Annotated in this window: 27 protein-coding genes, 1 tRNA gene and 1 pseudogene; 13 read left to right on the plus strand and 16 right to left on the minus strand. The window is 59.4% G+C overall.

All coding sequences use genetic code 11. From position 1 onward, the window contains the following. Positions 1 to 26: 26 nt before the first annotated feature. From gpmI to dapC, 7 genes are all read right to left on the minus strand, one after another. Complete coding sequence (gene gpmI, locus AFERRID_RS13880; RefSeq protein ID WP_113525670.1) at positions 27 to 1,550, minus strand: 2,3-bisphosphoglycerate-independent phosphoglycerate mutase; 1,524 nt, start codon at positions 1,548 to 1,550, stop codon at positions 27 to 29. Then, entirely contained in the window at positions 1,547 to 3,958 is a 2,412-nt protein-coding gene (gene ppsA / locus AFERRID_RS13885; RefSeq protein WP_113525669.1) for a phosphoenolpyruvate synthase, read from the minus strand. Before ppsA ends, gpmI begins: the two co-directional genes overlap by 4 nt. Positions 3,959 to 4,053: 95 nt before the next feature. Next, positions 4,054 to 5,016 carry a sulfotransferase family protein gene (locus AFERRID_RS13890; protein ID WP_126605524.1) on the minus strand — a complete coding sequence of 321 codons (963 nt, stop codon included), beginning with the start codon at positions 5,014 to 5,016 and terminating at the stop codon, positions 4,054 to 4,056. Between the two features lie 11 nt (positions 5,017 to 5,027). Then, positions 5,028 to 5,855, minus strand: coding sequence for an SPOR domain-containing protein (locus tag AFERRID_RS13895; RefSeq protein ID WP_113525667.1), 828 nt, complete (start codon positions 5,853 to 5,855; stop codon positions 5,028 to 5,030). After that, positions 5,845 to 6,993, minus strand: coding sequence for a succinyl-diaminopimelate desuccinylase (gene dapE, locus AFERRID_RS13900; RefSeq protein ID WP_126605525.1), 1,149 nt, complete (start codon positions 6,991 to 6,993; stop codon positions 5,845 to 5,847). The genes AFERRID_RS13895 and dapE overlap by 11 nt, the downstream gene beginning before the upstream one ends. A gap of 11 nt (positions 6,994 to 7,004) precedes the next feature. Continuing rightward, a complete protein-coding gene (gene dapD / locus AFERRID_RS13905; RefSeq protein WP_113525665.1) occupies positions 7,005 to 7,829 on the minus strand; it encodes a 2,3,4,5-tetrahydropyridine-2,6-dicarboxylate N-succinyltransferase in 825 nt (274 codons plus the stop codon). 21 nt (positions 7,830 to 7,850) lie between these two features. Then, entirely contained in the window at positions 7,851 to 9,068 is a 1,218-nt protein-coding gene (gene dapC, locus AFERRID_RS13910; RefSeq protein WP_225982002.1) for a succinyldiaminopimelate transaminase, read from the minus strand. Between the two features lie 245 nt (positions 9,069 to 9,313). On the opposite strand from dapC, the gene AFERRID_RS15795 reads away from it, so the two are divergent. Together AFERRID_RS15795 and AFERRID_RS15800 are read left to right on the plus strand one after the other, a co-directional pair. Beyond that, the gene (locus AFERRID_RS15795; RefSeq protein ID WP_232027603.1) at positions 9,314 to 9,703 is read left to right on the plus strand and encodes an EamA family transporter; all 390 of its coding nucleotides are present in this window, start codon (positions 9,314 to 9,316) and stop codon (positions 9,701 to 9,703) included. After that, positions 9,700 to 10,158, plus strand: coding sequence for a DMT family transporter (locus AFERRID_RS15800; RefSeq protein WP_232027605.1), 459 nt, complete (start codon positions 9,700 to 9,702; stop codon positions 10,156 to 10,158). The genes AFERRID_RS15795 and AFERRID_RS15800 overlap by 4 nt, the downstream gene beginning before the upstream one ends. Here the strand turns inward: AFERRID_RS15800 and AFERRID_RS13920 are convergent. From AFERRID_RS13920 to AFERRID_RS13940, 5 genes are all read right to left on the minus strand, one after another. Then, positions 10,120 to 10,794: an HAD family hydrolase gene (locus tag AFERRID_RS13920; RefSeq protein WP_126605526.1), complete on the minus strand. Its 675-nt coding sequence runs from the start codon at positions 10,792 to 10,794 to the stop codon at positions 10,120 to 10,122. The two genes, AFERRID_RS15800 and AFERRID_RS13920, sit on opposite strands and share 39 nt — an antisense overlap. Next, complete coding sequence (gene ubiG / locus AFERRID_RS13925) at positions 10,787 to 11,494, minus strand: bifunctional 2-polyprenyl-6-hydroxyphenol methylase/3-demethylubiquinol 3-O-methyltransferase UbiG (protein WP_126605527.1); 708 nt, start codon at positions 11,492 to 11,494, stop codon at positions 10,787 to 10,789. Before ubiG ends, AFERRID_RS13920 begins: the two co-directional genes overlap by 8 nt. Continuing rightward, positions 11,491 to 12,816, minus strand: a complete 1,326-nt coding sequence (locus AFERRID_RS13930) for a TRZ/ATZ family hydrolase (RefSeq protein ID WP_126605528.1) — start codon at positions 12,814 to 12,816, stop codon at positions 11,491 to 11,493. The genes ubiG and AFERRID_RS13930 overlap by 4 nt, the downstream gene beginning before the upstream one ends. 80 nt (positions 12,817 to 12,896) lie before the next feature. After that, on the minus strand, positions 12,897 to 14,066 hold the full coding sequence (locus AFERRID_RS13935; protein ID WP_225982004.1) for a lytic murein transglycosylase: 1,170 nt from the start codon (positions 14,064 to 14,066) through the stop codon (positions 12,897 to 12,899). Between the two features lie 50 nt (positions 14,067 to 14,116). Continuing rightward, on the minus strand, positions 14,117 to 14,647 hold the full coding sequence (locus tag AFERRID_RS13940; RefSeq protein WP_225982005.1) for a C40 family peptidase: 531 nt from the start codon (positions 14,645 to 14,647) through the stop codon (positions 14,117 to 14,119). Positions 14,648 to 14,812: 165 nt separating this feature from the next. Here AFERRID_RS13940 and AFERRID_RS13945 point away from each other — a divergent pair. After that, positions 14,813 to 14,888 (plus strand) — tRNA-Asn (locus tag AFERRID_RS13945). A gap of 381 nt (positions 14,889 to 15,269) precedes the next feature. Here the strand turns inward: AFERRID_RS13945 and AFERRID_RS16045 are convergent. The 4 genes and pseudogenes from AFERRID_RS16045 to AFERRID_RS13955 all read right to left on the minus strand — a co-directional run bounded on the left by AFERRID_RS16045 (position 15,270) and on the right by AFERRID_RS13955 (position 16,579). Further along, positions 15,270 to 15,395 (minus strand): hypothetical protein, encoded by a 126-nt coding sequence (locus AFERRID_RS16045; RefSeq protein WP_264158150.1) that lies wholly within the window; start codon positions 15,393 to 15,395, stop codon positions 15,270 to 15,272. A gap of 43 nt (positions 15,396 to 15,438) precedes the next feature. Continuing rightward, a pseudogene (locus AFERRID_RS16050) lies at positions 15,439 to 15,669 on the minus strand (histidine phosphatase family protein); the annotation flags it as partial. After that, the gene (locus AFERRID_RS16055; RefSeq protein WP_264158121.1) at positions 15,576 to 15,803 is read right to left on the minus strand and encodes a phosphoglycerate mutase family protein; all 228 of its coding nucleotides are present in this window, start codon (positions 15,801 to 15,803) and stop codon (positions 15,576 to 15,578) included. The gene AFERRID_RS16055 and the pseudogene AFERRID_RS16050, both read right to left, overlap by 94 nt. A 398-nt stretch (positions 15,804 to 16,201) precedes the next feature. Continuing rightward, positions 16,202 to 16,579 carry a DUF2628 domain-containing protein gene (locus tag AFERRID_RS13955; protein ID WP_126605530.1) on the minus strand — a complete coding sequence of 126 codons (378 nt, stop codon included), beginning with the start codon at positions 16,577 to 16,579 and terminating at the stop codon, positions 16,202 to 16,204. Positions 16,580 to 16,840: 261 nt separating this feature from the next. Between AFERRID_RS13955 and AFERRID_RS13960 the strand changes: the two genes are divergently transcribed. From AFERRID_RS13960 to AFERRID_RS13995, 10 genes are all read left to right on the plus strand, one after another. After that, positions 16,841 to 17,638, plus strand: a complete 798-nt coding sequence (locus AFERRID_RS13960; RefSeq protein WP_172959383.1) for a bestrophin-like domain — start codon at positions 16,841 to 16,843, stop codon at positions 17,636 to 17,638. Continuing rightward, on the plus strand, positions 17,635 to 18,384 hold the full coding sequence (locus tag AFERRID_RS13965) for a Pr6Pr family membrane protein (RefSeq protein ID WP_172959384.1): 750 nt from the start codon (positions 17,635 to 17,637) through the stop codon (positions 18,382 to 18,384). Before AFERRID_RS13960 ends, AFERRID_RS13965 begins: the two co-directional genes overlap by 4 nt. A 115-nt stretch (positions 18,385 to 18,499) precedes the next feature. Then, entirely contained in the window at positions 18,500 to 19,015 is a 516-nt protein-coding gene (locus tag AFERRID_RS16115; protein WP_331251195.1) for a type I restriction-modification system subunit M N-terminal domain-containing protein, read from the plus strand. Then, on the plus strand, positions 18,961 to 20,118 hold the full coding sequence (locus AFERRID_RS15340; RefSeq protein ID WP_331251196.1) for an HsdM family class I SAM-dependent methyltransferase: 1,158 nt from the start codon (positions 18,961 to 18,963) through the stop codon (positions 20,116 to 20,118). Before AFERRID_RS16115 ends, AFERRID_RS15340 begins: the two co-directional genes overlap by 55 nt. Before the next feature lies 1 nt (position 20,119). Then, positions 20,120 to 20,617, plus strand: a complete 498-nt coding sequence (locus tag AFERRID_RS15345) for a hypothetical protein (protein WP_197722451.1) — start codon at positions 20,120 to 20,122, stop codon at positions 20,615 to 20,617. 89 nt (positions 20,618 to 20,706) lie between these two features. Then, on the plus strand, positions 20,707 to 21,012 hold the full coding sequence (locus AFERRID_RS13975) for a hypothetical protein (protein ID WP_126605532.1): 306 nt from the start codon (positions 20,707 to 20,709) through the stop codon (positions 21,010 to 21,012). After that, complete coding sequence (locus AFERRID_RS13980) at positions 20,993 to 21,442, plus strand: TA system VapC family ribonuclease toxin (protein ID WP_126605533.1); 450 nt, start codon at positions 20,993 to 20,995, stop codon at positions 21,440 to 21,442. Before AFERRID_RS13975 ends, AFERRID_RS13980 begins: the two co-directional genes overlap by 20 nt. A gap of 136 nt (positions 21,443 to 21,578) precedes the next feature. Next, on the plus strand, positions 21,579 to 22,904 hold the full coding sequence (locus tag AFERRID_RS13985; RefSeq protein WP_126605534.1) for a restriction endonuclease subunit S: 1,326 nt from the start codon (positions 21,579 to 21,581) through the stop codon (positions 22,902 to 22,904). Next, a complete protein-coding gene (locus AFERRID_RS13990; RefSeq protein ID WP_126605535.1) occupies positions 22,904 to 23,560 on the plus strand; it encodes a hypothetical protein in 657 nt (218 codons plus the stop codon). Before AFERRID_RS13985 ends, AFERRID_RS13990 begins: the two co-directional genes overlap by 1 nt. A 144-nt stretch (positions 23,561 to 23,704) precedes the next feature. Then, the gene (locus AFERRID_RS13995) at positions 23,705 to 24,439 is read left to right on the plus strand and encodes a hypothetical protein (protein WP_126605536.1); all 735 of its coding nucleotides are present in this window, start codon (positions 23,705 to 23,707) and stop codon (positions 24,437 to 24,439) included. The last annotated feature ends 78 nt before the right edge of the window (positions 24,440 to 24,517 follow it).

Here is a 24,517-nt window from a genome sequence, read left to right on the forward strand (position 1 = left end):
CTCCTTTTCCTGATAGGAAGGTGTTTTCAGACGGGCCGGTTTTTGAGGAGGATGCTATGTCCCGTCATTTCCTTGGGCTGCGGCAGGCCCATGAGCTCCAGGATGGTGGGGGCGATGTCGGCAGTGCCGCGGCCTATACCCAGATGTACGCCCGGTTCGCCAATCAGCAGCATGGGCACCGGATACACCGTATGCTGGGTGTGTGGCTCGCCCGTCACCGGGTCCACCATTTCGTCGCAGTTACCATGATCGGCGGTGAGAATGACCTTGAAGCCTTGCCGCTGCGCCGTCTGCAGCACCCGGTGAAACTGCAGGTCGAGGGTTTCCACCGCGCGCAGGATGGCGGGAATTTTGGCGGTATGTCCGACCATGTCGCCATTGGCGAAGTTTACCAGTACAAAGGCATACCTACCGCTCTCCAGTGCCGCAATGATGCGGTCCGCCACCTGAGGGGCGCTCATTTCTGGCTTCAGGTCGTAGGTGGCCACCTGCGGCGAGGGGATGATCTCGCGATCCTCGCCGGGAAAGGGGTCTTCGCGTCCGCCGTTGAAAAAATAGGTCACATGGGCGTATTTCTCGGTCTCGGCACAGTGGAACTGTTGCTGTCCCGCGTCGCTAATCACTTCGGCCAGGACATTGACGGGGATTTCCGGGGGAAACAATACCGGAAACGGGTACTCGTCGTCGTAGGAAGCCATGCACAGGGCACGGCGGGCAGACTCGCCGCAGCGGTCGAAGTGGGTGAAGGCCGGCATGGCGATGGCGGCGCTGAGCTGGCGCATGCGATCCGAACGGAAGTTAAAGAAGAAGACCGGCTCATCGGCGGCTATGCGGTTCTGCTGCGGATTGCCGATGACGGTGGGCGAAATGAACTCGTCTCCCTCACCGCGTTTCCAGGCGCCGTGAATGGCCGCCTCAGCACTGTCCGCAGTGAGTCCTTCGCCGCGCAGCAGGGCGGCCCAGGCCTTTTCCGTCCGATCCCAGTAGCCGGCACGGTCCATGGCCGTATAACGCCCGCAGACGGTGGCAATGCGGCCCTTGCCCAGCTTATGCAGGGTTTCTTCCACCTGACGGGCGTAGAGATCGGCGCACTGCGGCGCCGTATCTCGGCCGTCCGTAATCATGTGGATCACCGGTTCCACACCCGCAGCCACGGTCAGCGGCAAAATGCCCAGCAGATGGTCGATATGGGAGTGCACGCCGCCATCGGAGACCATGCCCACCAGATGTAGGCGTTTGGCGTCCCTGAGCATATCCTGCCAAGCCGGAATCCGTGCAAAACTGCCGTCCTCCAGACTATCGGAAATGCGCACCAGATCCTGCAGAAGAACCCGTCCCGAACCCAGGGTGAGGTGACCCACCTCCGAATTGCCGAATTGTCCGTCCGGCAGGCCCACCGCCCGCCCCGAAGCCTGCAGGGCGGTATGGGGAAAGCTGGCAAAGTAGTGATCGAGATGCGGCGTGTGCGCCAGTGCCCAGCCACTGAAAGCGCGATTAGGGTTGAGGCCGAAGCCGTCAAAAATCACCAGTAATACCGGGTTGACCTTCATTCCCCTCCGCTCCGCTTTTTTTCCACGTCGAGCACATGCAAGGTCGTCGCCAGCACCGTATCCGGATTCAGGCTCATGGACTGAATGCCGATTTGCACCAGAAACTCAGCCATTTCCGGATAGTCCGAAGGGGCTTGTCCGCAAAGCCCGGAGTGGATGCCGTTACGGGCACAGCCCTCCACCGCGAGGCGGATCATCTCCTTGACGCCGTCGTCCCGTTCATCATAGTCGTAAGCAACGATGGCCGAGTCGCGGTCGACGCCCAGGGTGAGCTGGGTCAGGTCATTGCTGCCAATGGAAAAACCGTCAAAGCGTTGGGCGAACTGATCGATCAGAATGATATTATTGGGAATTTCGCACATGGCATAGACCTGCAAGCCATTTTCGCCGCGGCGCAGGCCGAACTCCGCCATCTTCGCCAGCACGTCGTCCGCTTCCTTCACCCGGCGCACAAAGGGCAGCATGAGGATGACATTATCCAGCCCCATCTCTTCACGGACCCGCTTCATGGCCAGGCATTCCAGATGAAATCCCTCGGTATAGGCCGGATGCGCGTAGCGCGAGGCGCCGCGGAAGCCGAGCATCGGATTATCCTCCTCCGGCTCAAACCAGCGTCCTCCCAACAGTGCGGCATATTCGTTGGTTTTGAAGTCGGACATACGCACGACCACCGGCTTTGGATAAAACGCGGCCGCGATGGTGCCGATGCCTTCCGACAAGCGTTCCACAAAGAAATCGGCGGGTTGGGCGTAGCCCTGGGTCAGCGTGGCCAAGGCAGTGCGTTCATGGGCATCCTCGACCTTCTCCGGATGCAGCAGCGCCATGGGATGCGCCTTGATGGCGCTGTTGATGATGAACTCCATGCGTGCCAGGCCGATACCGTCATTGGGCAGCATGCACGTCTGAAAAGCGATTTCCGGATTGCCGAGATTGATCATGATCTGCGTCTGCGGGCGGGGCAGGGTGGCGAGATCGGTATGGCGGACCGTGAAGGGCAGGGCGCCGGCATAGACGCTGCCTACATCGCCACCGGCACAGGATACGGTCACGCTGTCACCATCCTTGAGCGTGGTGGTCGCAAGATCGGTGCCGACGACAGCGGGAATGCCCAGTTCCCGGGCGATGATGGCGGCATGGCAGGTGCGTCCGCCGCGATTGGTGATGATGGCCGCCGCCTCTTTCATGATGGGCTCCCAGTCCGGGGTGGTGATGTCCGCCACCAGAATCTCACCGGGTCTGAAGTCCGCCAGATGTTTCACATCCCGGATGATGCGCACCGGGCCGGATGCGATTTTGCCGCCGATGGCGCGCCCCTGTACCAGGGCAGGGCCCTGACCATCCAGGATGTACTCTTCCAGTACCTGCCCCTTTTTCTGCGACGCGACGGTCTCCGGCCGCGCCTGGACCATGTAAAGCTGCCCGTCGATGCCATCTTTTGCCCACTCCATGTCCATGGGCCGGCTTTCCTGCATCTTGCGGCTGTAATGCTGTTCGACCTTGATGGCGTAATCGGCGAGGGTCAGCACATCCGCGTCGCTGAGGCAGAATGTGTCCTGCTCACTGCGATGGGTGGCGATATTGCGGGTGCTGTGACGGGTATCTCCTTCCGTATAGATCATCTTGATTTTCTTGCTGCCCAATACCCGCCGCAGCACCGCCTTTTTACCGCGCAGAAACGCTGGCTTGAAGACGTAGAATTCGTCCGGGTCCACGGCGCCCTGCACCACGTTTTCACCCAGTCCCCAGGATGCGGTGATGAAGACCACATCACGGAAGCCCGTTTCGGTGTCCAGAGAAAACATCACCCCGCTGGTCGCTTTATCTGAACGCACCATTTTCATGATGCCGATGGACAGGGCGACCTTGAAGTGATCGAAGCCCTGATCGATCCGATAGTGAATGGCACGATCGGTAAACAGGCTCGCAAAGCAGCGGCGGCAGGCGTCCAGCAGGGCGGCTTCGCCGGAAATATTGAGGTAGGTATCCTGCTGACCAGCGAAACTGGCGGTGGGCAAGTCTTCGGCGGTGGCAGAAGAACGAACGGCTACGGACAGCGCTTCGCCATATTCCCTGCGCAGTTCGGCGTAGCCCGCGAGCACCTCCGCCTGCAGATCTGCCGGCAGCGGCGCGCCGTAGACAATTTCGCGTGCCCGCGCGCCGCGCCGCGCCAGGTCGGTGACGTTGGCCGGGTCCAAGCCGTCCAGCGCATCATGGAGCGCCGGCCAGGCGCCAGCCTGATCCAGCAGGTAACGATAGGCTTCGCTGGTGATGGCGAAACCATTGGGAACCTTCACCCCCTGGGGACTCAGTTCCCGGTACATTTCCCCCAAAGAGGCATTTTTACCGCCTACCAGAGGCACGTCTTCTATGCGGATATCGTTGAAAAACCGAATATAACGATCAGACATGACGCTCTCCTCCGCAGTAAAAACCGATCTCCGACTCCAGACTAAAGATAGTAGAGGGGGGTGGTTCAGCAAGCGGGCGCGCTAGCGGACGGGTGTCAGCGGTTGGCGGAGGGCTTTGGAGACCGGGCGGTGGAGGGCGACTGACCCGCTGGCTCCGAAAATTTCCAGGATATCCGCAATTCCGGCAGCGGGCGGCCCAACAACTGCTCCAGGCGCTCTATTTCCGGGGTGTATATGGCCTGAAGAAAGCTGCGCGCTTCAGCATCCATGGGCGGCTTGCGCCCTTCGCGCAGGAAAACGTTGCGCCAGACGAATTCACCCCAGGTGCGCGGAAAAAGATGCTCGCCAATATACCGGCTGATGTGTCCGCTGGCCAGTTGCCGGGCCCAGTTTCCCCGCGGCAGGCGATGGACGTTATGGACGGTTTCCAGATCCATGTCGCGCAATGGTCCGCGGTCGATCTCCAGAAAATCGGCGATGTCCTCCAGCACGGCCAACGGGTTTTTCTTGAGGTCCTCGAGGAGACAGACATGCACCTGGCCGGCACCGAATTGCTGCTGGTAACGCATGATCTGTGCGGTATAGTGCCCCAACTCCACATAAAGCTGGGAGATCCCCCAGCCCTTGTCGGGGCGCGTCCAGTCGCGTTGTAACGCCTCCACGAAGGGTAAGTCGAGTACTCCTTCGTTGAAGTCCATGAGGTACTGGGCATGGGCCCGCTGCACTGGATCACGCAGGATGACGATGATCCGTGCAGCCGGTTGCACGGCGTGGATACGCGCCGGCGCTTCTTCGCACCAGAGATAGGAGGGACTGGCGTCGCCTATCCGCGGGAATCGCTCCGCGCCGCGATAAAGCTGCTGATACTGTTCGATATTGCCCACATATTGAATCCAATGCCTTTGTTCCGGAGACGGATGGGGCTGGGTAAAAAAGTGCGGTTCCTTCATCGCCGGCAAAAAAACCTGGGGATGTTGCCGCAGGTAGGCGTAAAGCGAAGTCGTGCCGCTTTTTACCGCACCGATGATATAGAAGTTGGGCCACACCGGTTGGGACATCTCGCGGTTCCTTACTGTTCTACGCTGTAAAAATCATGAAAGCCCATCTGCCTGAGTTCGGCGATGACCTGGACCGCAGCGACACCACCCGGCAGCGGACCAATCTGCACCTTGTAGTATTGCTGCCCGTTCACCAGTCCGGGCACGATGAGCACGCCGCGAATGCCGGCATGGAGCAGACGGTTGCGTTCACGGGTGGCATTGTTGACCCGGCTGAACGCCCCGGTTTGCAGAAAGGTTTGGGGTGGCGCCGGTATTTCCGGGGCCATGGGCAATGCTGCCGCTGTAACCGTGCCCCTGGATGCGCCTGCCGGAGGCGCGGCTACCGGTGCCAGAGCCACGATCTCCACTGGGGCGATGCCTTGCCCCGCCATCCCCAGGGCGTTGGCCGCTCCGTAGGAGAGATCCATCGCGCGGCCATCCACAAAGGGGCCGCGATCATTGACCAGCACGATAACACTTCGGCCGTTGCTGAGGTTGGTGACCCGGGCGCAGGTCGGCAGCGGCAGATCCCGGCTGGCGGCACTGAAGGCGCGTGGCCGGAAAGGGGTGCCCATAGCGGTGGTGGAGCCGGACTCCCAGCCATACCAGGAGGCCATGCCGCGCACGGCGTACCCGGCGGAGCTGTTCAGCGGCGCATAGATACGGCCGTGAACCTGATAAGGACGGTTATAAGCGGCGTGCAGATCAGGAGCGGGGGTGGCGCAGGCCGCAGAGGCGGACGGCGACGTATTGTTGGCAGTGGGTGATGTCGAGACTCCTGCACAGCCGCTCAGTGCCAGCATCCACAATCCCAGCATGGTATAGAAGACAGTACGGCGTGCGCCACTAACGGTCATTCGCGGCCTCCAGCAGATACACCATGATCTCCGTATAGATCTGCGCCAGATGTTCCAGATCGGCGACGGCGACGCATTCGTTGATCTTGTGGATGGTGGCATTGACGGGTCCGAGTTCTACGACTTGCCCACCCAACTGGGCGATGAAGCGCCCGTCCGAGGTACCGCCGCCGGTGGACAGTTGGGCCACGCGCCGTGCTACGGCTTGTAAGGCCTTTTGGGTAGCAGCTACCAAGGCACCCGGTGCCGTAAAGAAAGGCGGACCGGACAATTGCCAGTCGATGGCGTAGCGCATGGCGGCGGCGTCAAGGATTTTGTGGACCCCTGCCTGCAAAGATTCCGGCGTGGACTCCGTGGAAAAACGGAAATTAAAATCCGCCTGCAACTGGCCGGGGATGACGTTGTTGGCCCCGGTACCCGCGTGGATATTGGAGAATTGCAGGCGGGTAGGCGGGAAAAAATCATTCCCCGCATCCCAGGAGTGATCCACGAGATCCGCGAGTGGGCGGAAGGCGCGGTGGATGGGATTATCGGCCTTGTCAGGGTAGGCCACATGGCCCTGTATGCCGTGTACCGTCAGGCGCCCGTTCAGCGAACCGCGCCGGCCATTTTTGATGACGTCCCCCAGTACCTTTTCGGAGGAGGGCTCGCCGACCACGCACCAGTCGATGGTCTCCCCATGCTCCCGCAGCCAGTCCACCACATGGCGGGTGCCGTGGGTGGCGATGCCTTCTTCATCGGAAGTGATCAGAAAGGCCAGACGACCGGAATGCGCCGGATGCAGGGCGACAAAACGCTCTGCGGCGACCACCATGGCGGCGAGACTGCCCTTCATGTCGGCAGCACCACGCCCATAGAGCATGCCGTCGCGGATGACCGGCTGAAAGGGGTCGTTTTGCCATTCCGCGAGCGGGCCGCTGGGGACAACATCCGTGTGCCCCGCAAAACAAAGTCGTGGACCGGCGCCACCCCGTTCCGCCCAGAAATTCTCCACCCCGTTGGCAGGCAGACGCGTCACCCGAAAACCCACAGCCTTCAGCCGGGCGATCATCAGATCCTGACAGCCTGCATCCTCAGGGGTCACCGAAGGGCGGGAAATCAGGTCTTCAGCCAGTTCCAGTACGGCGCTCTTGCCCACGGGGCGCTCCCTCAGATATCGCGGAGAATGGCGTTGATGCCCACTTTGCCAAGAGTCTTGGCATCCACCTGCTTGACGATGACCGCGCAGTAGAGGCTATAGCTGCCGTCCTTGGAGGGCAGGCTGCCGGACACCACCACCGAACCGGCGGGCACCCGTCCGTAGGTGATTTCACCGCTTGCGCGATCATAAATGCGCGTGCTGGAGCCGATGAAGACGCCCATGGAGATGACCGAGCCCTCTTCAACGATCACGCCTTCCACCACTTCCGAGCGGGCACCGATGAAACAGTTGTCCTCGATGATGGTGGGGTTGGCCTGTAAGGGCTCCAGCACGCCACCGATGCCGACACCGCCGGACAGATGCACATGTTTGCCGATCTGGGCGCAGGAGCCGACCGTCGCCCAGGTGTCCACCATGGTACCCTCATCCACATAGGCGCCGATATTGACAAAAGACGGCATCAGCACGCAGTTGCGACCGATAAAGGCCCCGCGCCGCGCCGTGGCCGGCGGCACCACCCGAAAACCGCCGGTGCGGAAATCGTTGCTGTTATAATCGGCAAACTTGCCCGGCACCTTGTCGTAAAAATTGGTCTCGCCCCCCGGAATCCGGGCATTATCCTGCAAACGGAAGGAGAGCAGCACCGCCTTCTTGATCCACTGATGGGTGATCCATTGGCCATCACGCTTTTCGGCGACCCGCAGGACGCCCTTGTCCAGTCCTTCGATGGTCTGATGCACGGCTTCCCGAAGCTCTGCGGGGGCCTGCTTGGGGGAAATCTCCGCACGATTTTCCCACGCGGCGTCGATTATGGTGGCAAGATTCTGGCTCACACGAACTCCTTGATTAATGGTTTAGTTGTTAATAGTGGAAAGGGGATGCTGTTCCATAAAGCGACGTATGCGCTGCAGACCCTCGACGCAATCTTCCAGGCTGCCGACCAGCGCGATGCGGACCCTATCCTGGCCGGGGTGGACGCCGTGGGCATTTCTTGCGAGATAAGCGCCAGGCAGGCAGCGCACATGTTCTGCTCCATAGAGGGCGCGCACGAAGGCTTCGCCATCGCCGACCCGCGGCCAGAGATAAAAGCCGCCGGCGGGTGTCTCGATGGGTAATAGCGCACCGAGAACGTCATGGGCGGCCGCGAATTTGCGGGCATAATCGGCGCGAGTAAGCTGCACGTGCTGCTCGTCCTGCCAGGCGGCGACGGCTGCGGCCTGGATGAAGGGTGGGGTGGCCGCACCCAGATAGGTGCGGTAACGAACAAAGGCCTTGAGAATATCGGCGTCACCCGCCACAAAGCCGCTGCGCGCACCGGGAATGCTGGAGCGCTTGGAGAGACTGTGAAAAGCCAGTACCTGCGCCAGGCTGCCCGTCGCTGCCGCCGCTTCCAGAATACCGGCGGGTGCCTGTCCTTCAGGATACAGTTCGCTATAGCACTCATCGGCGGCGAGCACGAAGCGATGTTGCCGGGCTTTGCGGATCAGCCAGCCCAGGGTTTCCAGTGACAGGGTCGCCCCCGTGGGATTATGGGGCGAGTTGATGTAGAGCAACGCGCAACGTGCCCAGACCGATTCCTCTATCGCGAGAAAGTTCGGCTGCCCGCTGGCATCGCAGTTCAGATAATAGGGTTCCGCCCCCGCCAGTAGGGCGGCTCCTTCATAGATCTGATAGAAGGGATTGGGTAACAGGACCAGGGGTTTGGAGGCCTGACAAGGCGGCAGCACCGCCTGTGCGATACTGAACAGGGCCTCGCGGCTGCCGTTGGCGGAGATGATGTGCCGCTCCGGATCCAGAAAACCAATGGGCAAGGCAAAGCGCCGGGTTGACCAATCCGCGATGGCCCGGCGTAAACGCAGGTCGCCCAGCACCTTGGGATACTCGGCGAGACCATGCAGGTGCTCGATGATCGCCTCACTGACTATGGCTGGCGCCGGGTGGCGTGGTTCACCGATGGAGAAGTCGATGGGCTCCTTTGCTGGCGGTGTTGTTCCTGTCAGCAGCGTGCGCAAGCGCTCGAAAGGATAGGCCTGCAAGGTCTCCAGCAGGGGATTCATGGAATCTGTCGTCATAGAATGCGATTCTGGGGCAAGGACGGCGGTGATGACAAGCCCCAAACTTTCCCGGGGCGACCGCCGGATTCCGCATGACGCTAAGGGGCTGGGATTTTGCCGGGTTATGCAGGACAATGCGGCAGGATTGAAATAACCTTTTTCCAGATGGGACCACCGATATTCACCAGCACCGCCAGCCAGCCTTTGCGCTCCGCCAGAGCCTTCCCGCCATTGCCCTGCTGCTGGGTTCCAGCCTGTGGGGCGTGCTCTGGTGGCCGCTCCGCTATTTTCATGGAGCGGGCCTGCATGGCGCGTGGCTGATTTTTATCGTTTACCTATTGCTGGCGCTTCCAGCCGGATTGTGGTCCTGGCGCCGTCGTCATGAGCTGCAGCAGCACGGACGCACTCTGGTCGGGCTGCTCCTGCTTGGTGGCTGGACCAATGTGGCCTTCATGCTGGCGCTGGTGCATGGCGAGGTCATCCGTATTTTGCTGCTCTTTTATCTTTCACCGGTTTGGGCCATTTTTTCCGCACGGATTTTTTTGAAGGAGGCGATCGGCTGGCGCGGCGTCCTTGCGGCGCTGCTGGCGGTAGGCGGATCGGCTCTGGTGGTCAGCAATGGCCGGGGGTTTCTTTTGCGGACCTCGATATGAATGACTTGCTTGCCATATCTTCGGGCCTCGCCTTCGCCCTGAGCAATGTCATTCTGCGTGCGGACACGGCACTCGGCGATGTGCATCGTGCCACTGCAGTATGGTGGGGCTGTGTGCTGCTTGCCTTGCCTTTTGCGCTTTTTCAGCCGTTACCGGCCCTGTCCCTGCCGGACTATGGTTCTCTGCTGGCCTTTTCCTGGCTGTGGATTGCCGGGGCGACGGTGGCGGTGCAATTCGGTGTCGCGCGGATGCCGGTGAGCGTTTCCGCGGTGATCATGCCTTTTGAGGTCGTCGTAGGTGCACTATCGGCCTGGTGGCTGGCCGGGGAAGCACCGACGCTCCTCGAATCGTTCGGGGGTACCCTGATACTGACTGCGGCGCTTCTGCAGATTACCCGCAGCCAGGGGCATCCGGTTTTACTCGGGGGCGTCGAAATGGAGAAGGGCGAACTCTAGCTGTTCACTGCGCTGGATGATTTGATCGGCGCCCCAGTGCTGCGGGTCATTACCGGCCTCGAAGTAGCCCCAGGCCGCTGCCCAGCAGCGGGTTCCCGCGCCCCTGCCTGCTGCCATGTCGCGCGGATCGTCGCCGATCATGAGGCTGCGGGCCGCGCTGGCCCCCATCTCGGCGAGGGCGCGGGTGACCGGTAGCGGATCAGGCTTGGCGTGCGTCGTTGTATCGCCGCTGACGATGGCGGCGGGGGCAACGGGCAGTTTGAGCGCGCTCAGCAAAGGCAGGGTCAGAAACCCCGGTTTATTGGTCACGACACCCCATGCCATGCCGCGCTCCGACAGGGTCATCAGTGCTTTTGCCATACCCGGGAAAAGGGTGCTTCGTTCGCAGATATGGGCGGCATAAATCTCCAGAAACTCCGCTCGCAGGGACGCAAAATCCGGGTCCTCCGGCTGCACCTGAAAAGCCACCCGCAAAAGGCCGCGGGCGCCCTGGGAAGCGACCGGGCGGAGCATTTCCAGGGGCATGGCCGGCAACCCGCGTTCGATACGCATCCGATTGGCTGTGGCTCCGAGATCGGGAGCCGTATCCACCAGGGTGCCATCGAGATCGAAAAGTACGGCCGCCTGTTCAGACATCCGGGACTGCTTTGCGCGCCTGACTCAGGTAGTTGACGCTGACATCATCGCTCAGACGCGCGCGGTGGCGGATCGGATCAAAGTGCATGCCCTTGAGGGCCATGGTCTGCAGATGACTTTGGCGGGTCATGGCCAGTAACTCGCTGGGCCGGATGAACTTCCGATAGTCGTGGGTTCCGCGCGGGAGCAGCCCAAGCAGGTATTCGGCACCGACTATGGCCATCAGATAGCTTTGGGGGCCGCGATTGAGCGTGGCAAAAAAGGCATCTCCGCCGGGACGCAGCATGCGGGCGCAGGCATCCACGACGGCGGCAGGATCCGGCACATGCTCCAGCATTTCCATGCAGGTCACCACGTCGTAATACTCCGGTTTTTCCGTGGCCAGATCTTCGACGGCGATCTGCCGGTAGTCGATGTGGAGATGGTTGGCTTCCGCATGGGCGCGCGCCATGTCCAGGCCGTCCCCAGCAAGATCGATCCCGGTAACCTCCGCCCCCTGACGCGCCATGGCTTCGGCGAGGAGCCCGCCCCCGGTACCCACGTCCAGCACCTTTTTGGCCGCCAGCCCGCCACAGCCTCTGGCGATAAAATCCAGGCGCAACGGGTTGATTTCATGCAGAGTACGAAATGGCCCATCGGTATCCCACCACTGACCGGAGAGGGCGTCGAATTTGTTGACTTCAGCCTGATCACTATTCATCTGTCACTATCCTTTTCACGAATGCGCTCTACCCAGCCCCGGACGCGTGCGAACAGTTCCTGCGTGTCCCAATCCACGGCTCGGCCTTCGACGACACGCGGATTACCGTTTACCCAGACATGGCTGACCTGATCGCGGCCCGCACAATACACCACCTGCGAGACCGGGTCGTACACTGGATAAGTCGCCGGGTGATCCAGGTCAATGGCGATGCAGTCGGCGGCTTTGCCAGGTTCCAGACTGCCCGTTTCCCCGCCCCAGCCGATGGCTTCCGCGCCCCCCAGGGTTGCAGCCTCCAATGCCTCCCAGGCGGGGAAAGCGGTGGGGTCCCCGCTCACGCCTTTCGCCAACAAGGCTGCGGTGCGCAATTCACCCAGCATGTCGAGGTCGTTGTTGCTGGCCGCGCCATCGGTGCCGATCGCCAACGGGGTGCCCTGTTTGCGCAGGGTGGCCACCGGTGCCATTCCCGAGGCCAGCTTCAGATTGGATTCGGGGCAGTGGGCTATCCGCAGGCCGCTATTCCGGCTGATCGCCAGGTCCTCTTCATTCAACTGGGTCATGTGAACGGCAAGAAAGTGCTGATTCAATAGCCCCAGTCGGGCCAGCCGCGCCAGCGGTCGCATGCCGTCTCGGGCGATGGCCTCATCGATTTCATGCGCTGTCTCGTGGACGTGCATATGCAGGGGCAGTTTTTCGCTGGCGGCCAGATCGCGCGCGCCGCAGAGCCCCGCATCGCCCACCGTGTACGGCGCGTGCGGCGCAATGCTCTGGTGGATGAGCGGCATCCGGCGCAGGCGCGGCAACAAGTCTGCGGCCAATTGCAGACAGGCGTCGGCGTTCGCCGCGTAAGCCGTGGGGAAGTCGATGACGACATGTCCGATGGTGGCCCGCATGCCCATGCGCTGGGCGACTTCCGCCGCGGCTTTCGGGAAGAAATACATGTCATTGAAGGTGGTGGTGCCGCCGCGCAGCATCTCTGCGACAGCCAGTTCGGTGCCTATGGCCACAAATTCGGGGCTGACAAAACGACCTTCCACAGGCCAGATATGTGCGTTCAGCCACGTCATCAGCGGAAGGTCATCCGCGAGTCCGCGCATCAGGGTCATGGCCGCATGAGTATGGGCATTGACCAGTCCGGGCATCAGGACATGTTGGTCGAGGTGAGTCGTGCTGGCCGCGGTGTAGCGCGTGAGTATGTCTGCGGCGGGACCGATGGCGATGATACGCCCATCCTGCACCGCCAGCGCGTGATCGTGAAGCACGATGCACGGGCGAACCGGTACTACCCAACGCGCGCGAATGACCTGATCAACCGACTGCATTCCCGATTTCTCCAAACCCACACCGGACCTCTGCCTACTGGAAACGGAAGGCATTATATTAGCACAGGGGTGGCCCCGGATCAGCCGTTGATAATCCGCCTGATCGCCTCGGCATAGGCCCATACCGTTGCCGAGTAATAGGTATTCGGGTTGTAGCCCATGATGGCGTAGAAATTCGGGTAGGCGATGAACAGGGTCGGACCATGCTCAGTCTGCAGACGCAGCAGGCCTACGGGCGTGGATCCCGGCAGTCCGGAAGGCAGCTCCGGACGGATGTCGGCGGCGCGTAGTTGCGCCAGCGGATGCCTGCCTTGCAGAAATGGCGCTACATTCGTTCCCCGATTGCCGGATACTTGGCTCAGCACCGGCTGCCCCGGCTGCCAGCCGTGGCCACGGAAGAAGTTGGCAGTGGAAGCGAGGACGTCGGCCGGTGAACGCCACAGGTTGGGCATCGGCCCGCCGGGAGGATCATTCCAGGTGACCCCGTAGCGCAGGTAACTGCTGGCGAGAAACTGGGACATGCCCATGGCACCCGCCGGTGAACCCTGGAGTGTCCCCGGAGGGACGCCCAACCGCTGCGCGAGCTTCAGAGTTTCCGCGGTTTGATGCAGAAAAAACCGGCGCCGCCCCGGTAATGCCAATGCCAGGCTCAAATTGCTGTTGAGCACGGAAAAATTGCCCAAAAAAGTCCCGAAACCGGTTTCGATATTCAGGATACCCATCAGAATCGGTCCGGGGACCCCGTATTTTTGACTGACGGCTTGCAGTAATGCGGCGTGACCGCGCCAGAACTGTACTCCCCGGTCCAGACGGTCCTGCTGCACAAAACGATCCCGATAACGCCACCATGGATAAGGTATCGCGGGAGCGGCAGAAGGAGGTGAGGGCGTCATTATTTCCACTGCGCGGGCATTGAAACGGGCGTTTTGCAGGGCAGAAATCACATAGCCGGCGGGCAGGCCATCCCGCTCCTGCAGGTGGCAGGCGATTTCCTGCATGCGTTGCTGATAGCGGAGCGGGAAATTCTGGAATGCCACATTGCTGACACAGGTGCTGCCGGCCTTCTGGGCGGGCGTGGCGCTGGGCTGCTCGGGCACGGGTGCCGCAGGCAGCGGCAGCGGGGCTGGTGCCATGACTGCTGGTGCAGCCGGTGGATTCACCGGGCCGACGTTGGTCGCGCAGGCCGACGAGGCTGCGGCTATACAGGTCGCCAGTATCGTCATCGGAAGTAAAGCCCATTTTTTATGCATGATATTTTCACCAACGAAGATTCCGGAAATATTCGATGGCAATCGCCGGGTCAAGGGGCCCGCATCGCCAACAGTTCAGGGGGCATGGGACGCCGCACACCATCCAGACGCTCCGCCCAGTAAGGAATTCGCAAGCTTTGTACCGCCACCCCCTGACGGGGGTTCAGAGCGCTGACGAACTGATCTCCGCCGATATAGATGCCGACGTGGGAAAAGGGTTGGCCCATGGTGTTGAAAAATACCAGATCACCTGGACGAATGCGCCTGGGGTTTACCGCAGGCAGGGCGGCAGCCTGGGAAAAAGAGGTTCGGGGAATGTCAATGCCGGCGCGGCGCAATACATACTGAATGAATCCGCTGCAATCGAACCCCGTCCGAGGACTGTCTCCACCCCATTGATAAGGTTTGCCAATTTCTGCGATCGTATGCACGAGCACGGCATCGAGTATGGTGGTTTCCGCGCGATTGTGGTAAGCGGATGATGCGTTATCGGAAGATCGGTCTGCGGGCGGCGGCGTCATGGTGGCACAGCCGCTGAGGGTCATGGTCAGCAACAGCAGAAGTCCGCCCCCACGCTTCACGGAGCCCCCAGGTGACATAACGCGTTGCTTTCGCATCGTCCTCTTCCCCCTTCTTTTCTCTATGAAAAGTAGATAGCCCAAATGTGCCAGTTTGGCAAGGGGAAGTTCCGATTCTGCAGTGGTTCTTGACGCACGTTGCACAGAAGACTAGGATACGCGCACTTTTCCCCGGTAGCTCAGTCGGTAGAGCGGGTGACTGTTAATCACTAGGTCGGCAGTTCGAGCCTGTCCCGGGGAGCCAAGTAAAAACAAATGGTTGCGACGAAAAATCGCAACCCTTTTTGTTTCCTCCGGGAACATTCCTGGAACATTCAGATTATTTTGAGGGCAGCGGACTCCCTGCGAAGCTCCGGGCGAAGTCGGAATGTCCCCTTGTGCCGGTCAACGACTCCGCCCAAAAGGGGGAGCTTAGTGGGGTTGGGCTGAAGCGGCGAAGCTGCGGATGGGGTGCCTTGTAATTCCGAAGCAGGGCACAGGCAGCGTATCCGGCGGAAAGCATCCGCCAAGCGCACGGGTATGCCCGGGAGTGGGGCGCTCGCGGGTAGTGCCCCCGGCGTTCCGTTTACAGGGGCCGCTGCCTGTGCGGTGGTTCCACCGGGTGCAGGGCGGGGACTTCGTGCCTTCAACCCAGGCGGGAAATGCTGCCCGGGTCCAGGTGCAGATGCTCCCCAAAACGCAGCCCCAGCCCCAGCCCGAGCAACGGGTGGCCAGCGCCCGCAAAATATCGCCTGGGCAAAGCACAGCACATGCCTGTGGCTCTTTTCGTCCCATTCCCGGAGCAGTTCATCGCAACGCGCGCTGACGGCTTCCGGGCTTTCGCCACCTGGGGCGCCACACCGGAAAACGCTCCATGTCGGAATTCTTCGGCGAATCTCCGCCGTCGTCAGCCCCTCATAGCGGCCATAGCCCCACTCACCGAGTCCGGGGCTCAGTTCAGGAACGGCGTAACCCGCAAGAAGGGCGGTGCGGAGGGCGCGCAGCATCGGGCTGGAATAAACCCCGTCGAAAGGACCCATCTCCATAAGGGGGTTCGGAGCGCCTGCGCGTCTTTTCGCCCCTCCGCCGTCAACTCCACGTCGGTTACGGACGTGTGCCTGCCGCTACTCGCCCACTCGGTCATGCCGTGCCGCACCAGGGTGATGGATTCCAGGTTCATGCGCACCTCCTCGATTCCGCGCAGAATGCTGGATGTGGCGGTTTCGTACAAGGTGCTCCGTCTTGAGCGCTGCCCACGAATACTCCTCGCACCCACCACCGGGTATCCAGAAGAACTCCGGAGGCGAGGACCATAATCCCCGGCCAGAATCCAAGCCCCATTCTCGTGTATGCGGTGACTACCGCGGGCGTCGCGGCGGTAGCGTGTAGCGCCCGCAGCCCTTGCTGTGCCGCCATCAACGTGAGCGCGGCCACGAGCACCCACGCGGTGAGACTATGCCGGCGGCCGTTCAGAAGAAACAGGGACAGCCCGGCAGTCACGCTAAACAGGAAGCTGAGGAAAAATGACCAGAAAATCATGGTTACAACATTTCTGCAATCTTTGCGGCTGGGGAATCCTCACTGCGTCTTTTCCCGCGCGTATTGAGCCAAAGCGCCATCCGGGGTTTTCGCCTCGACGGTGGCGACGCTCACGTATCCCCGATTTCGGAGATTGGATTCACGCCAGCCGTTGCCATAGGCGCCGACGATGATTCCCAACACCAGCCCCACCAAGGCGAAACCCAGGTTCGCTGCCGAGGCGGGAGGCTGTCCGTGGGTGATGGACATCTGAAAAAGCCCTCGCACGATGTCGATGGCTAGAAAGAGCAGCGCCCATCCCCACATTTTCTTTACCAGCATCCAAAAGAAACCGAAAAAGAATCCCGGCCAGGAGACGCCCACCTTAACCGCTTCCAGTCCGCGCGTGGGATGTTCGAACACGTGATATGTTTTCATGCGGGGATTCCTTATGGTGGGGCGGCTTCAGGAACAAGTTAGCCCATCGCCCCGTATTTGCAAGGCCGGAGCTTCCCCAGGCCTTCAGGCATGGTCCGCTACTGGAATGTTTTGGAAAAGCCGTCGCTTCGCTTATAGTTTCAGCAATTGCTCTGGCCTGGTGTCTGTACATTCCGCTTCGGGATGGGCTCCAGTTTGTGTTAAATGGGGTTTTCCGTGTCGGCTTGGCCGACAACCCGGAGGTTATACGGAGTTTGGGGAATGGTAACGATTACCGCAATGAAAATAGGGCTATTTTCCGCAACTCTGTTTGTTCTTCTCATTGTTTTCGTCTTTTTTGGTTATCATCTCGGCCGACGACAGAGAAGACGGCGCGCCGGCGCCCAGGGCGACAACGATAATGGCGGGGGCAGCCATGTCGGCGGAACCGTATTTACCCTGATTGGGCTGCTTTTGGGATTTACGCTTTCCGCTGCCGCCACAGGCTTCCAGCAGCGGCAGGTCCTGATTGCTCAAGAAGCCAACGCCATTGGCACCGCCTATCTGCGCCTGGACCTGCTGCCCAAGCCTGACCAAGCGCCGTTGCGGTCCTTATTCCGGGAGTATTTACAGGCACGGCTGGATACCTATAAGGCCGCCGTGGGGTCCCCAGCCGCACATACGGCTTATCTGCGGAGCCTCAAACTGCAGGCCGCCCTTTGGCAACAGGGCACTACCGCCGCCCTTACCACGAATAACACGGCCATCATCAGTCTGACGGCATCGGCGCTCAATGCGACATTCGACATCACCACAACGCGACTGGTCGCCGCGCGTACCCACCCGCCCCTGGTCCTTTTTATCCTGTTATTCGGCGTGGCGCTGATGGCCGCCCTACTTGTGGGCTACGGCATGGCCTCCAGCCCCAGGATATCCTGGCTGCAGACCATTCTCTTTGCTGCGGCGCTCTCCATCACCCTGTTTACCATCATAGATATGGAATATCCACGGCTGGGTTTTGTTCGTGTGGATTTGGCGGATAGGGTCCTCATGGATACTCTGCAGGGGATGCGGCAATGAACGGGTCCCCTTTGCAAGCGGGCGTGACACGAGGGCACCGCTTCAAACCGCTCGTGGCCACATCCGCAGCTCTCGGCTGGATGGCCCTCGCGCTGCAGTTCGCCCTGTCCCTGCAATTGTCCATCGCGCACGGTAAGGGCGTGCTTGGCGGGCTGGTCATCTATTTCAGCTTCTTCACCATCCTGACGAACTTGCTGGTGGCGTTGGCGCTGACCGCCTCTCTGTTGCCGGTACGGTCCGGCGTTATCGAATTCTTGACGCGGCCGGGGGTGAATACAGGTATTGCGGCAAGCATCGCCCTGGTGGGTATCGCCTACGCCCTGCTTCTGCAACATCTATGGCATCCGGAAGGGCTCCAACTCGTGGCCGATATGCTGCTCCATTATGTCATGCCGTCGCTCTTCCTGGTCTACTGGTGGGTTGCCGTCCCGAGAGGGGATGTGCGCTGGACGAGTGTTTTCGCCTGGATGCTCTACCCGGTCCTCTATTTTTTGTACGCCATGACGCGCGGCGCCCTGTCCGGTGTTTACCCCTATCCATTCATCAATGCGGCGGAACTGGGCTACGAGCAAGCCCTGGCGAACGCTTTTGGGGTTTTGGCAGGTTTTATCGTGCTCGCGCTGCTTCTGGTTGTCATGGGGCGCTTCAAGGGACGTGCTGCATCCAGTCTTGCGGTGCGGAAGCCCCTTCCTTCCCTCGTCCCGGAACGGCGGTCGCGGACTGATGGCGAGAGTGATGTCCAGTGACACGGCATAACTGGCCCATAAACGTCCGCTCCGCTAGACTCGGGCCGAGCATTGCCGCCGAAAACGAGAAGAAATAACCGTGAACCAGCAAAACATCTCCGCACTCATCTGGGCCGTGGCCGACTTGCTCCGGGGCGACTTCAAGCAATCCGAATATGGGCGGGTGATTCTGCCCTTCACCGTCCTGCGGCGACTGGATTGCGTGCTCGCCCCCACGCGGGCGGCGGCCCTCGCCGAATACCGCGCAAAATCCGCAGCCAAGCTGCCCTTCGTGGAATTCGTCCGGCGTGCGGCCGGGCAGTCCTTTTTCAATCTCTTCCCCAGGACCTGCCGGGACTACTGGGTGACGCCGACAATCTGCGCAATAACCTGCAAGCCTATGTGCGGGCCTTTTCCACGGACGTGCAAGACATCTTCACCCGCTTCGATTTTCCCGCCACCATCGAGCGGCTGCACAAGGCGGGGCTGCTGTATCTCGTCACCGAGAAATTCACCAGCCTCAACCTGCATCCCGACGCCCTCAGCAATTACCAGATGGGCCTGCTGTTCGAGGAACTCCTGCGGCGTTTCGCGGAGATGTCCAACGAAACGGCCGGAGAGCACTTTACGCCGCGGGAAGTCATTCACCTGATGGTGGAACTCCTGTTTACGGAAGATGACGCGGCGCTGGCCCGGGGTGGCATCGTCCGCACCTTGTACGACCCGGCGGCAGGCACCGGCGGGATGCTTTCGGTGGCGGCGGAGCATCTGCACAGTCTCAATCCCGACGCCCGCCTGACCATGTTCGGCCAGGAACTCAATGACGAATCCTACGCCACCTGCAAAGCGGATATGCTCATTCGCGGCCAGGATGTGGCCAATATCGTTCCGGGGAACACCCTGTCCGACGACGGCCATCGCGGCAAGCACTTCGATTACATGCTGTCCAACCCGCCCTTCGGCGTCGAGTGGAAGAAAGTCGAGGCCACTGTCCGCGAAGAACACGAGGACATGGGCTACCGGGGACGCTTCGGCCCCGGACTGCCGCGCATCTCCGATGGCTCCCTGCTGTTTCTCCTGCACCTGCTATCCAAAATGCGCCCAGAGAAGGAGGGCGGCAGCCGTATCGGCATCGTCCTCAACGGCTCGCCGCTGTTCACCGGCAGCGCCGGCAGCGGGGAGTCGGAGATTCGCCGCTACGTGCTGGAACAGGATTATGTGGAAGCCATCGTGGCGTTACCCACGGATATGTTCTTCAACACCGGTATCGCCACTTATGTGTGGATACTCACCAACCGCAAGCCGGAGGAGAAACGCGGGAAAGTACAACTCAATCGACGGTTCCGGTTTCTGGCGCAAGATGCGCAAGAGTCTGGGCTCCAAGCGCCGGGAACTCGCCCCGGAACACATCAAGGCGATTTCGCAAATGCTGGGCGTCGGGGAGGCACTGGACCAGGCGGTACTCCTCGATGCCGAGGGCAAGGAGCGCACGCGGGTGGTGCTGTTCGAGGGCACTCCGGTACCGGAACCCGTAGACGGGGGTACCGTGAAAGTCCGTCCCGTCTCCAGGATATTTCGCATGACGGACTTCGGTTATCGCACCGTCACCGTGGAAAGGCCCCTGCGGCTGCGATTCCAGATGACTCCGGAACGTCTGCAGGAATACGAAGGAAAACTGCGGGAGAAACTGGACGGGAATGGGCGTGGACCGAGACGGGTCCGCAGCGTCGAGGCCCAGGCACAGGCCCTCCGTGAGATGGATGGGTTACTGGATGACGCCGAAGCCGTGTTCCAGGCGTTTGGAGACACCCCTGATGACAACTGGAACACCCTGTGGCCGCGCATCGAGGGGATTCTGGAAGCCCGAGGCAGCCGCTATACCCCGGCAAGCCGCAAGGCGTTCCGGGACGCGTTCACGGAATCCTGCCCGGATGCGGCACCCGTGGAAAGCGGGAAGCGTAACGGCCCGAAGTATGAGCCGGATTCCGGGCTGCGGGACACGGAGAACGTGCCCCTGGGCGAGGACGTGTACGCGTATTTCCAGCGGGAAGTCCTGCCCCATGTCCCGGATGCGTGGATTGACGAATCCAAACGGGACGCAAAGGACGGCAAAGTGGGCGTAGTCGGGTATGAGATACCCTTCAACCGGCATTTCTACGTGTTCGAGCCGCCCCGGAGTCTGGCGGAGATTGATGCGGATTTGAAGGCGTGCACCGGGCGGATACTCCGAATGCTGGGGGAGATGTCGGCATAAACGATGAGGGCAACTTGCCGCCACCCAGCAAAATGGTAAGCTGGTTTCATGGATGGCGTTGGCTAGTACCCCACGAGCAAGGAGGCATCATGAAAACCACCCTGGACTTACCGGATGAACTCATTCGCGAAGCGAAATTGCGGGCCGTCCTGCAAGGGCGCACGCTGCGCGATTTGGTGGCCGAGTACCTGCGACAGGGGATGGGAATGGCGGCGCCGAAACTGCCGACGTCACCCCCACGGGGTTCCGTGGTGGAGCTGGATGAGGGCGGTTTACCGTTCATCCGCGGACATGCCGACGCACCGGCGCTCCATATGAGCCTTGCTGAGTTGATTGCACTGGAACAAACCGCTCAAGCTGAGGAGGATGCGCGTCGTGCCGGGTTCCCTGTTTGATACCAGCGTGTGGCTGGCGGTGGTATTCACCCGACATCCTTTCCACGAAAGCGCTCGGAAAGCGCTGCAGGAGGCGACGGCATCCTACCCTGCCGTATTTTGTCGGGCAACCCAGCAAAGTTTTCTGCGGCTGGCTTCTACGCCGACGCTGTTCAAAGCCTATGGAGTAGACAGCATGAGCAACAGGGATGCTTTAGTCGCGTTGGATGCCCTGCAGTCTTCTCCGCGTGTTTGCGTTCGCGAAGAGGCTCCTGACGTTTTCTCCCTCTGGCGGATACTGGCCACCCGCGACACCGCCTCTCCCAAGGTGTGGATGGACGCCTATCTTGCCGCCTTCGCACTGGCCGGAGGGTTACGCCTCGCCACTCTGGACGGTGATTTCAAGAACTTCACCGCACACGGCCTGGATTGGGTTTTGGTGAACGCGTGAGGCTACGGTTACGGGTCCTCGACAGATGGAAAGACGTAACCAAGGGCAGCAAGGTGGGCATCATGGGGTGTGAGATATCGGGTATCCGGCCTTTCTACGTGTTCGAGCCGCCCGGGAGTCTGGCGGAGGTGGCGATATGACATATCCACGTTATCCAAAATACAGGGAATCGGGTGTCGAGTGGTTGGGGGATGTGCCTGAGGGGTGGGGAGTAGTCAGAACAAGGTGGCTGTTTTCCATAAAGAAGAATATCTCTGGAGAGTTGGGTTATGACATTCTATCTGTAACGCAACAAGGAATTCGAATAAAAGACATTGAAGGAAATAATGGTCAGTTTTCTATGGATTACGCTAAATACCAGATAGTTGACGTTGGTGATTTTGTAATGAATCATATGGATTTATTGACAGGATACGTCGATATATCCAAATTTCTCGGGGTTACGAGCCCAGACTACAGAGTATTTACGATAAGAAAGCCAACAGACTGTCACTATAAGTATTTCCTATATGTATTTCAAATGGGTTACAAAAATAAGATTTTCTATGCGTTTGGTCAGGGCAGTTCTCATTTAGGAAGGTGGAGGCTTCCCGCGGAGCAATTTAATAATCTTTCCTTGCCATTTCCTCCTCTCTCTGAACAAAAAACTATCGCCGCATTCCTCGATGCCGAAACCGCCCGCATAGATACCCTCATTACTGAATACGAAACCCTCATCGACTTGCTGAAAGAGAAACGGCAGGCCCTCATCAGCCAAGCGGTGACGAAGGGGCTGAACCCAGATGCTCCGATGAAGGATTCCGGGGTGGAGTGGCTGGGGGATGTACCGGAGCATTGGAGCGTGAGGCAGCTTCGCTTTATCGCAAATCTGAATCCATCCAAAAGCGAATGCTCAAACATTGGTGAAGATGAGGAGGTCTCATTTTTACCAATGGAGGCTATTGGGGATGACGGCTCGCTAAATCTTGAGCATGTGAAACCAATCAACGAGGTTAATTCTGGTTACACATATTTCCGCAATGGAGATGTGACTATCGCTAAGATTACGCCCTGCTTTGAGAATGGAAAAGGCGCAGTAATGAGTGGACTTAAAGGGCACATAGGGTTTGGCACAACTGAGTTAATTGTTGTGAGGCCGGAGCAGAATATATCCATTAGCGAATATATCCACTTGATTTTTGTTTCTGCATATTTTCGTAAATTAGGTGAATCATGGATGTATGGTGCTGGCGGGCAAAAAAGAGTACCCGACGAATTCGTGCGTAATTTCAAGATAGGGGTTCCACCTGTCGATGAACAACACGCCATCGCCGCATTTCTCGATACAGAAACTTCCCGCATGGACATCCTCGTTCAGGAAGCGGAAAACGGCATCAATCTACTCCGGGAGCGCCGGATGACGCTCATTTCAGATGCGGTGACAGGAAAAATTGATGTGCGTGACTGGAAAGGAGTTGCGTAATGGAATATTTGGCAAAAAAGCACGGCTTGTGGCTGGAAGGGGCGTATTCTCACTTACGCCTCATAACTCCACCGCCTGTTGTGCTCCCTTTTAGCTTGAATAGTGGCGTGAACGGTAATGTTTATGTTTTCTGTGAGGACTATTTTGATTCTGCGACTCGTGTTCGTAGAGGTCGGCTTTACCAATCTTCTGGTAGAGATGGAGACCGCTTCGAAAATGTGAGCCTTTTCCCATATCCCAGTCCATCCAAAGGTTGTCCAATAGATGAAATATATGAGACTGCAAACCTGAATATCAAAGCAGGACAAGAAGTAATTCTCGGCGACAATCTGGCGCAAACATGTTGGACCGTTGTTCTGGCTGAACGCAGAGGGCGTGACGCCTATTACATCACACTTAAGTCGAAAACCTTCCTTGGCGTATTACCGGAATTATTATCCGAAGAGATTCCACCAAACAACCGCGAGGATATCCACAGAGCCATGAATGCCGTCGTGGAGGCCGCATCCGTGCAAGCCCCCCAGCCAGTTATCGATGCCTGCCGGGTTGCCGCTACACATATGCTGCTTGCTATGTATCCGCAAATCACTAAAAAACGAGCTGGGGCAAATAGTCGGGAAGCTGGACAATGGGTCGTGTATCCAGTCTGCCGCTAATCTCATTAACAAGCTGCACTCTCGCGCAAAGCCATCGGGAGCCGCTAATAACGATACCCGCCCCGTGTCGCAGCGCGACGCCGATTTGGCCGTGAGCGCAATCGCGTTTCTCTTGCAAGACTTCGGATGGGCGGAGCAAGCATTATGAAGCCGCTAGCTACAACATGGTGTACCTATTATGCAGGATTTGCCGAGCAGCCTCCCGATGAACTGCTAGACATCGGTTTTCTCAACGAAAAATACCGTTCTCGACCATTTTACTACCCCATGGCGAAAGGGAATATTCGGGAGTTTCCCACCGTTGAACAGTGGTATAACTATGTACAAAGTCTCCGCATTCCACCCCATCAGATACCCCTTCCTTATCTTGATGCCTTCGATGAGGCCTTAAGGGCATTATTCATGACCTACCTTCTCCCGGAGTTTTGTAAAATGGCGGAGATGAAGGCGTTATCGACCCTGGAAGCCGCCCTGAAAGACGCGTATCATCATCAAATGTGTAAGCAAACGGCCCGGAAAACGAAGCCCAAAGCCGGCGAAAGTTCTACAGGGTCCGTACACCGATGTGCCGCGTTGGCAGATTGTTTGGAGTGGGCTGAACAACACGACGGTCTAGAGCCAAACCTGTTTGATAAGTCAATTGGCCAGAGAAGGCCAGAAGCATTGAATGTCATCCGGGATAAACAGATGCATGGTAAACTTGAGGAGATGTTTCCGTGGGGTGGGTTATTTGAAGTTATCAAAAGTACCGTTGGCTACGCCTTCCGAAATTGGACCATCTATGACATTCATCAGTTGAGGGCCGTAAATATGGCCACCCGTGCGGGATTCCCCGACTCTTCCTTTGGGCAGTGGCAAGATTTTCCTATAACAGCGTGAGCGTTCGTTTATATGGAATCGTCCGTGGTAGACGCAAGCGGCTTACACAGTCCGGCCTGCTTGACGCCTAAATTATGT

The sequence above is a fragment of the Acidithiobacillus ferridurans genome (assembly GCF_003966655.1).
Lineage (GTDB): Bacteria > Pseudomonadota > Gammaproteobacteria > Acidithiobacillales > Acidithiobacillaceae > Acidithiobacillus > Acidithiobacillus ferridurans.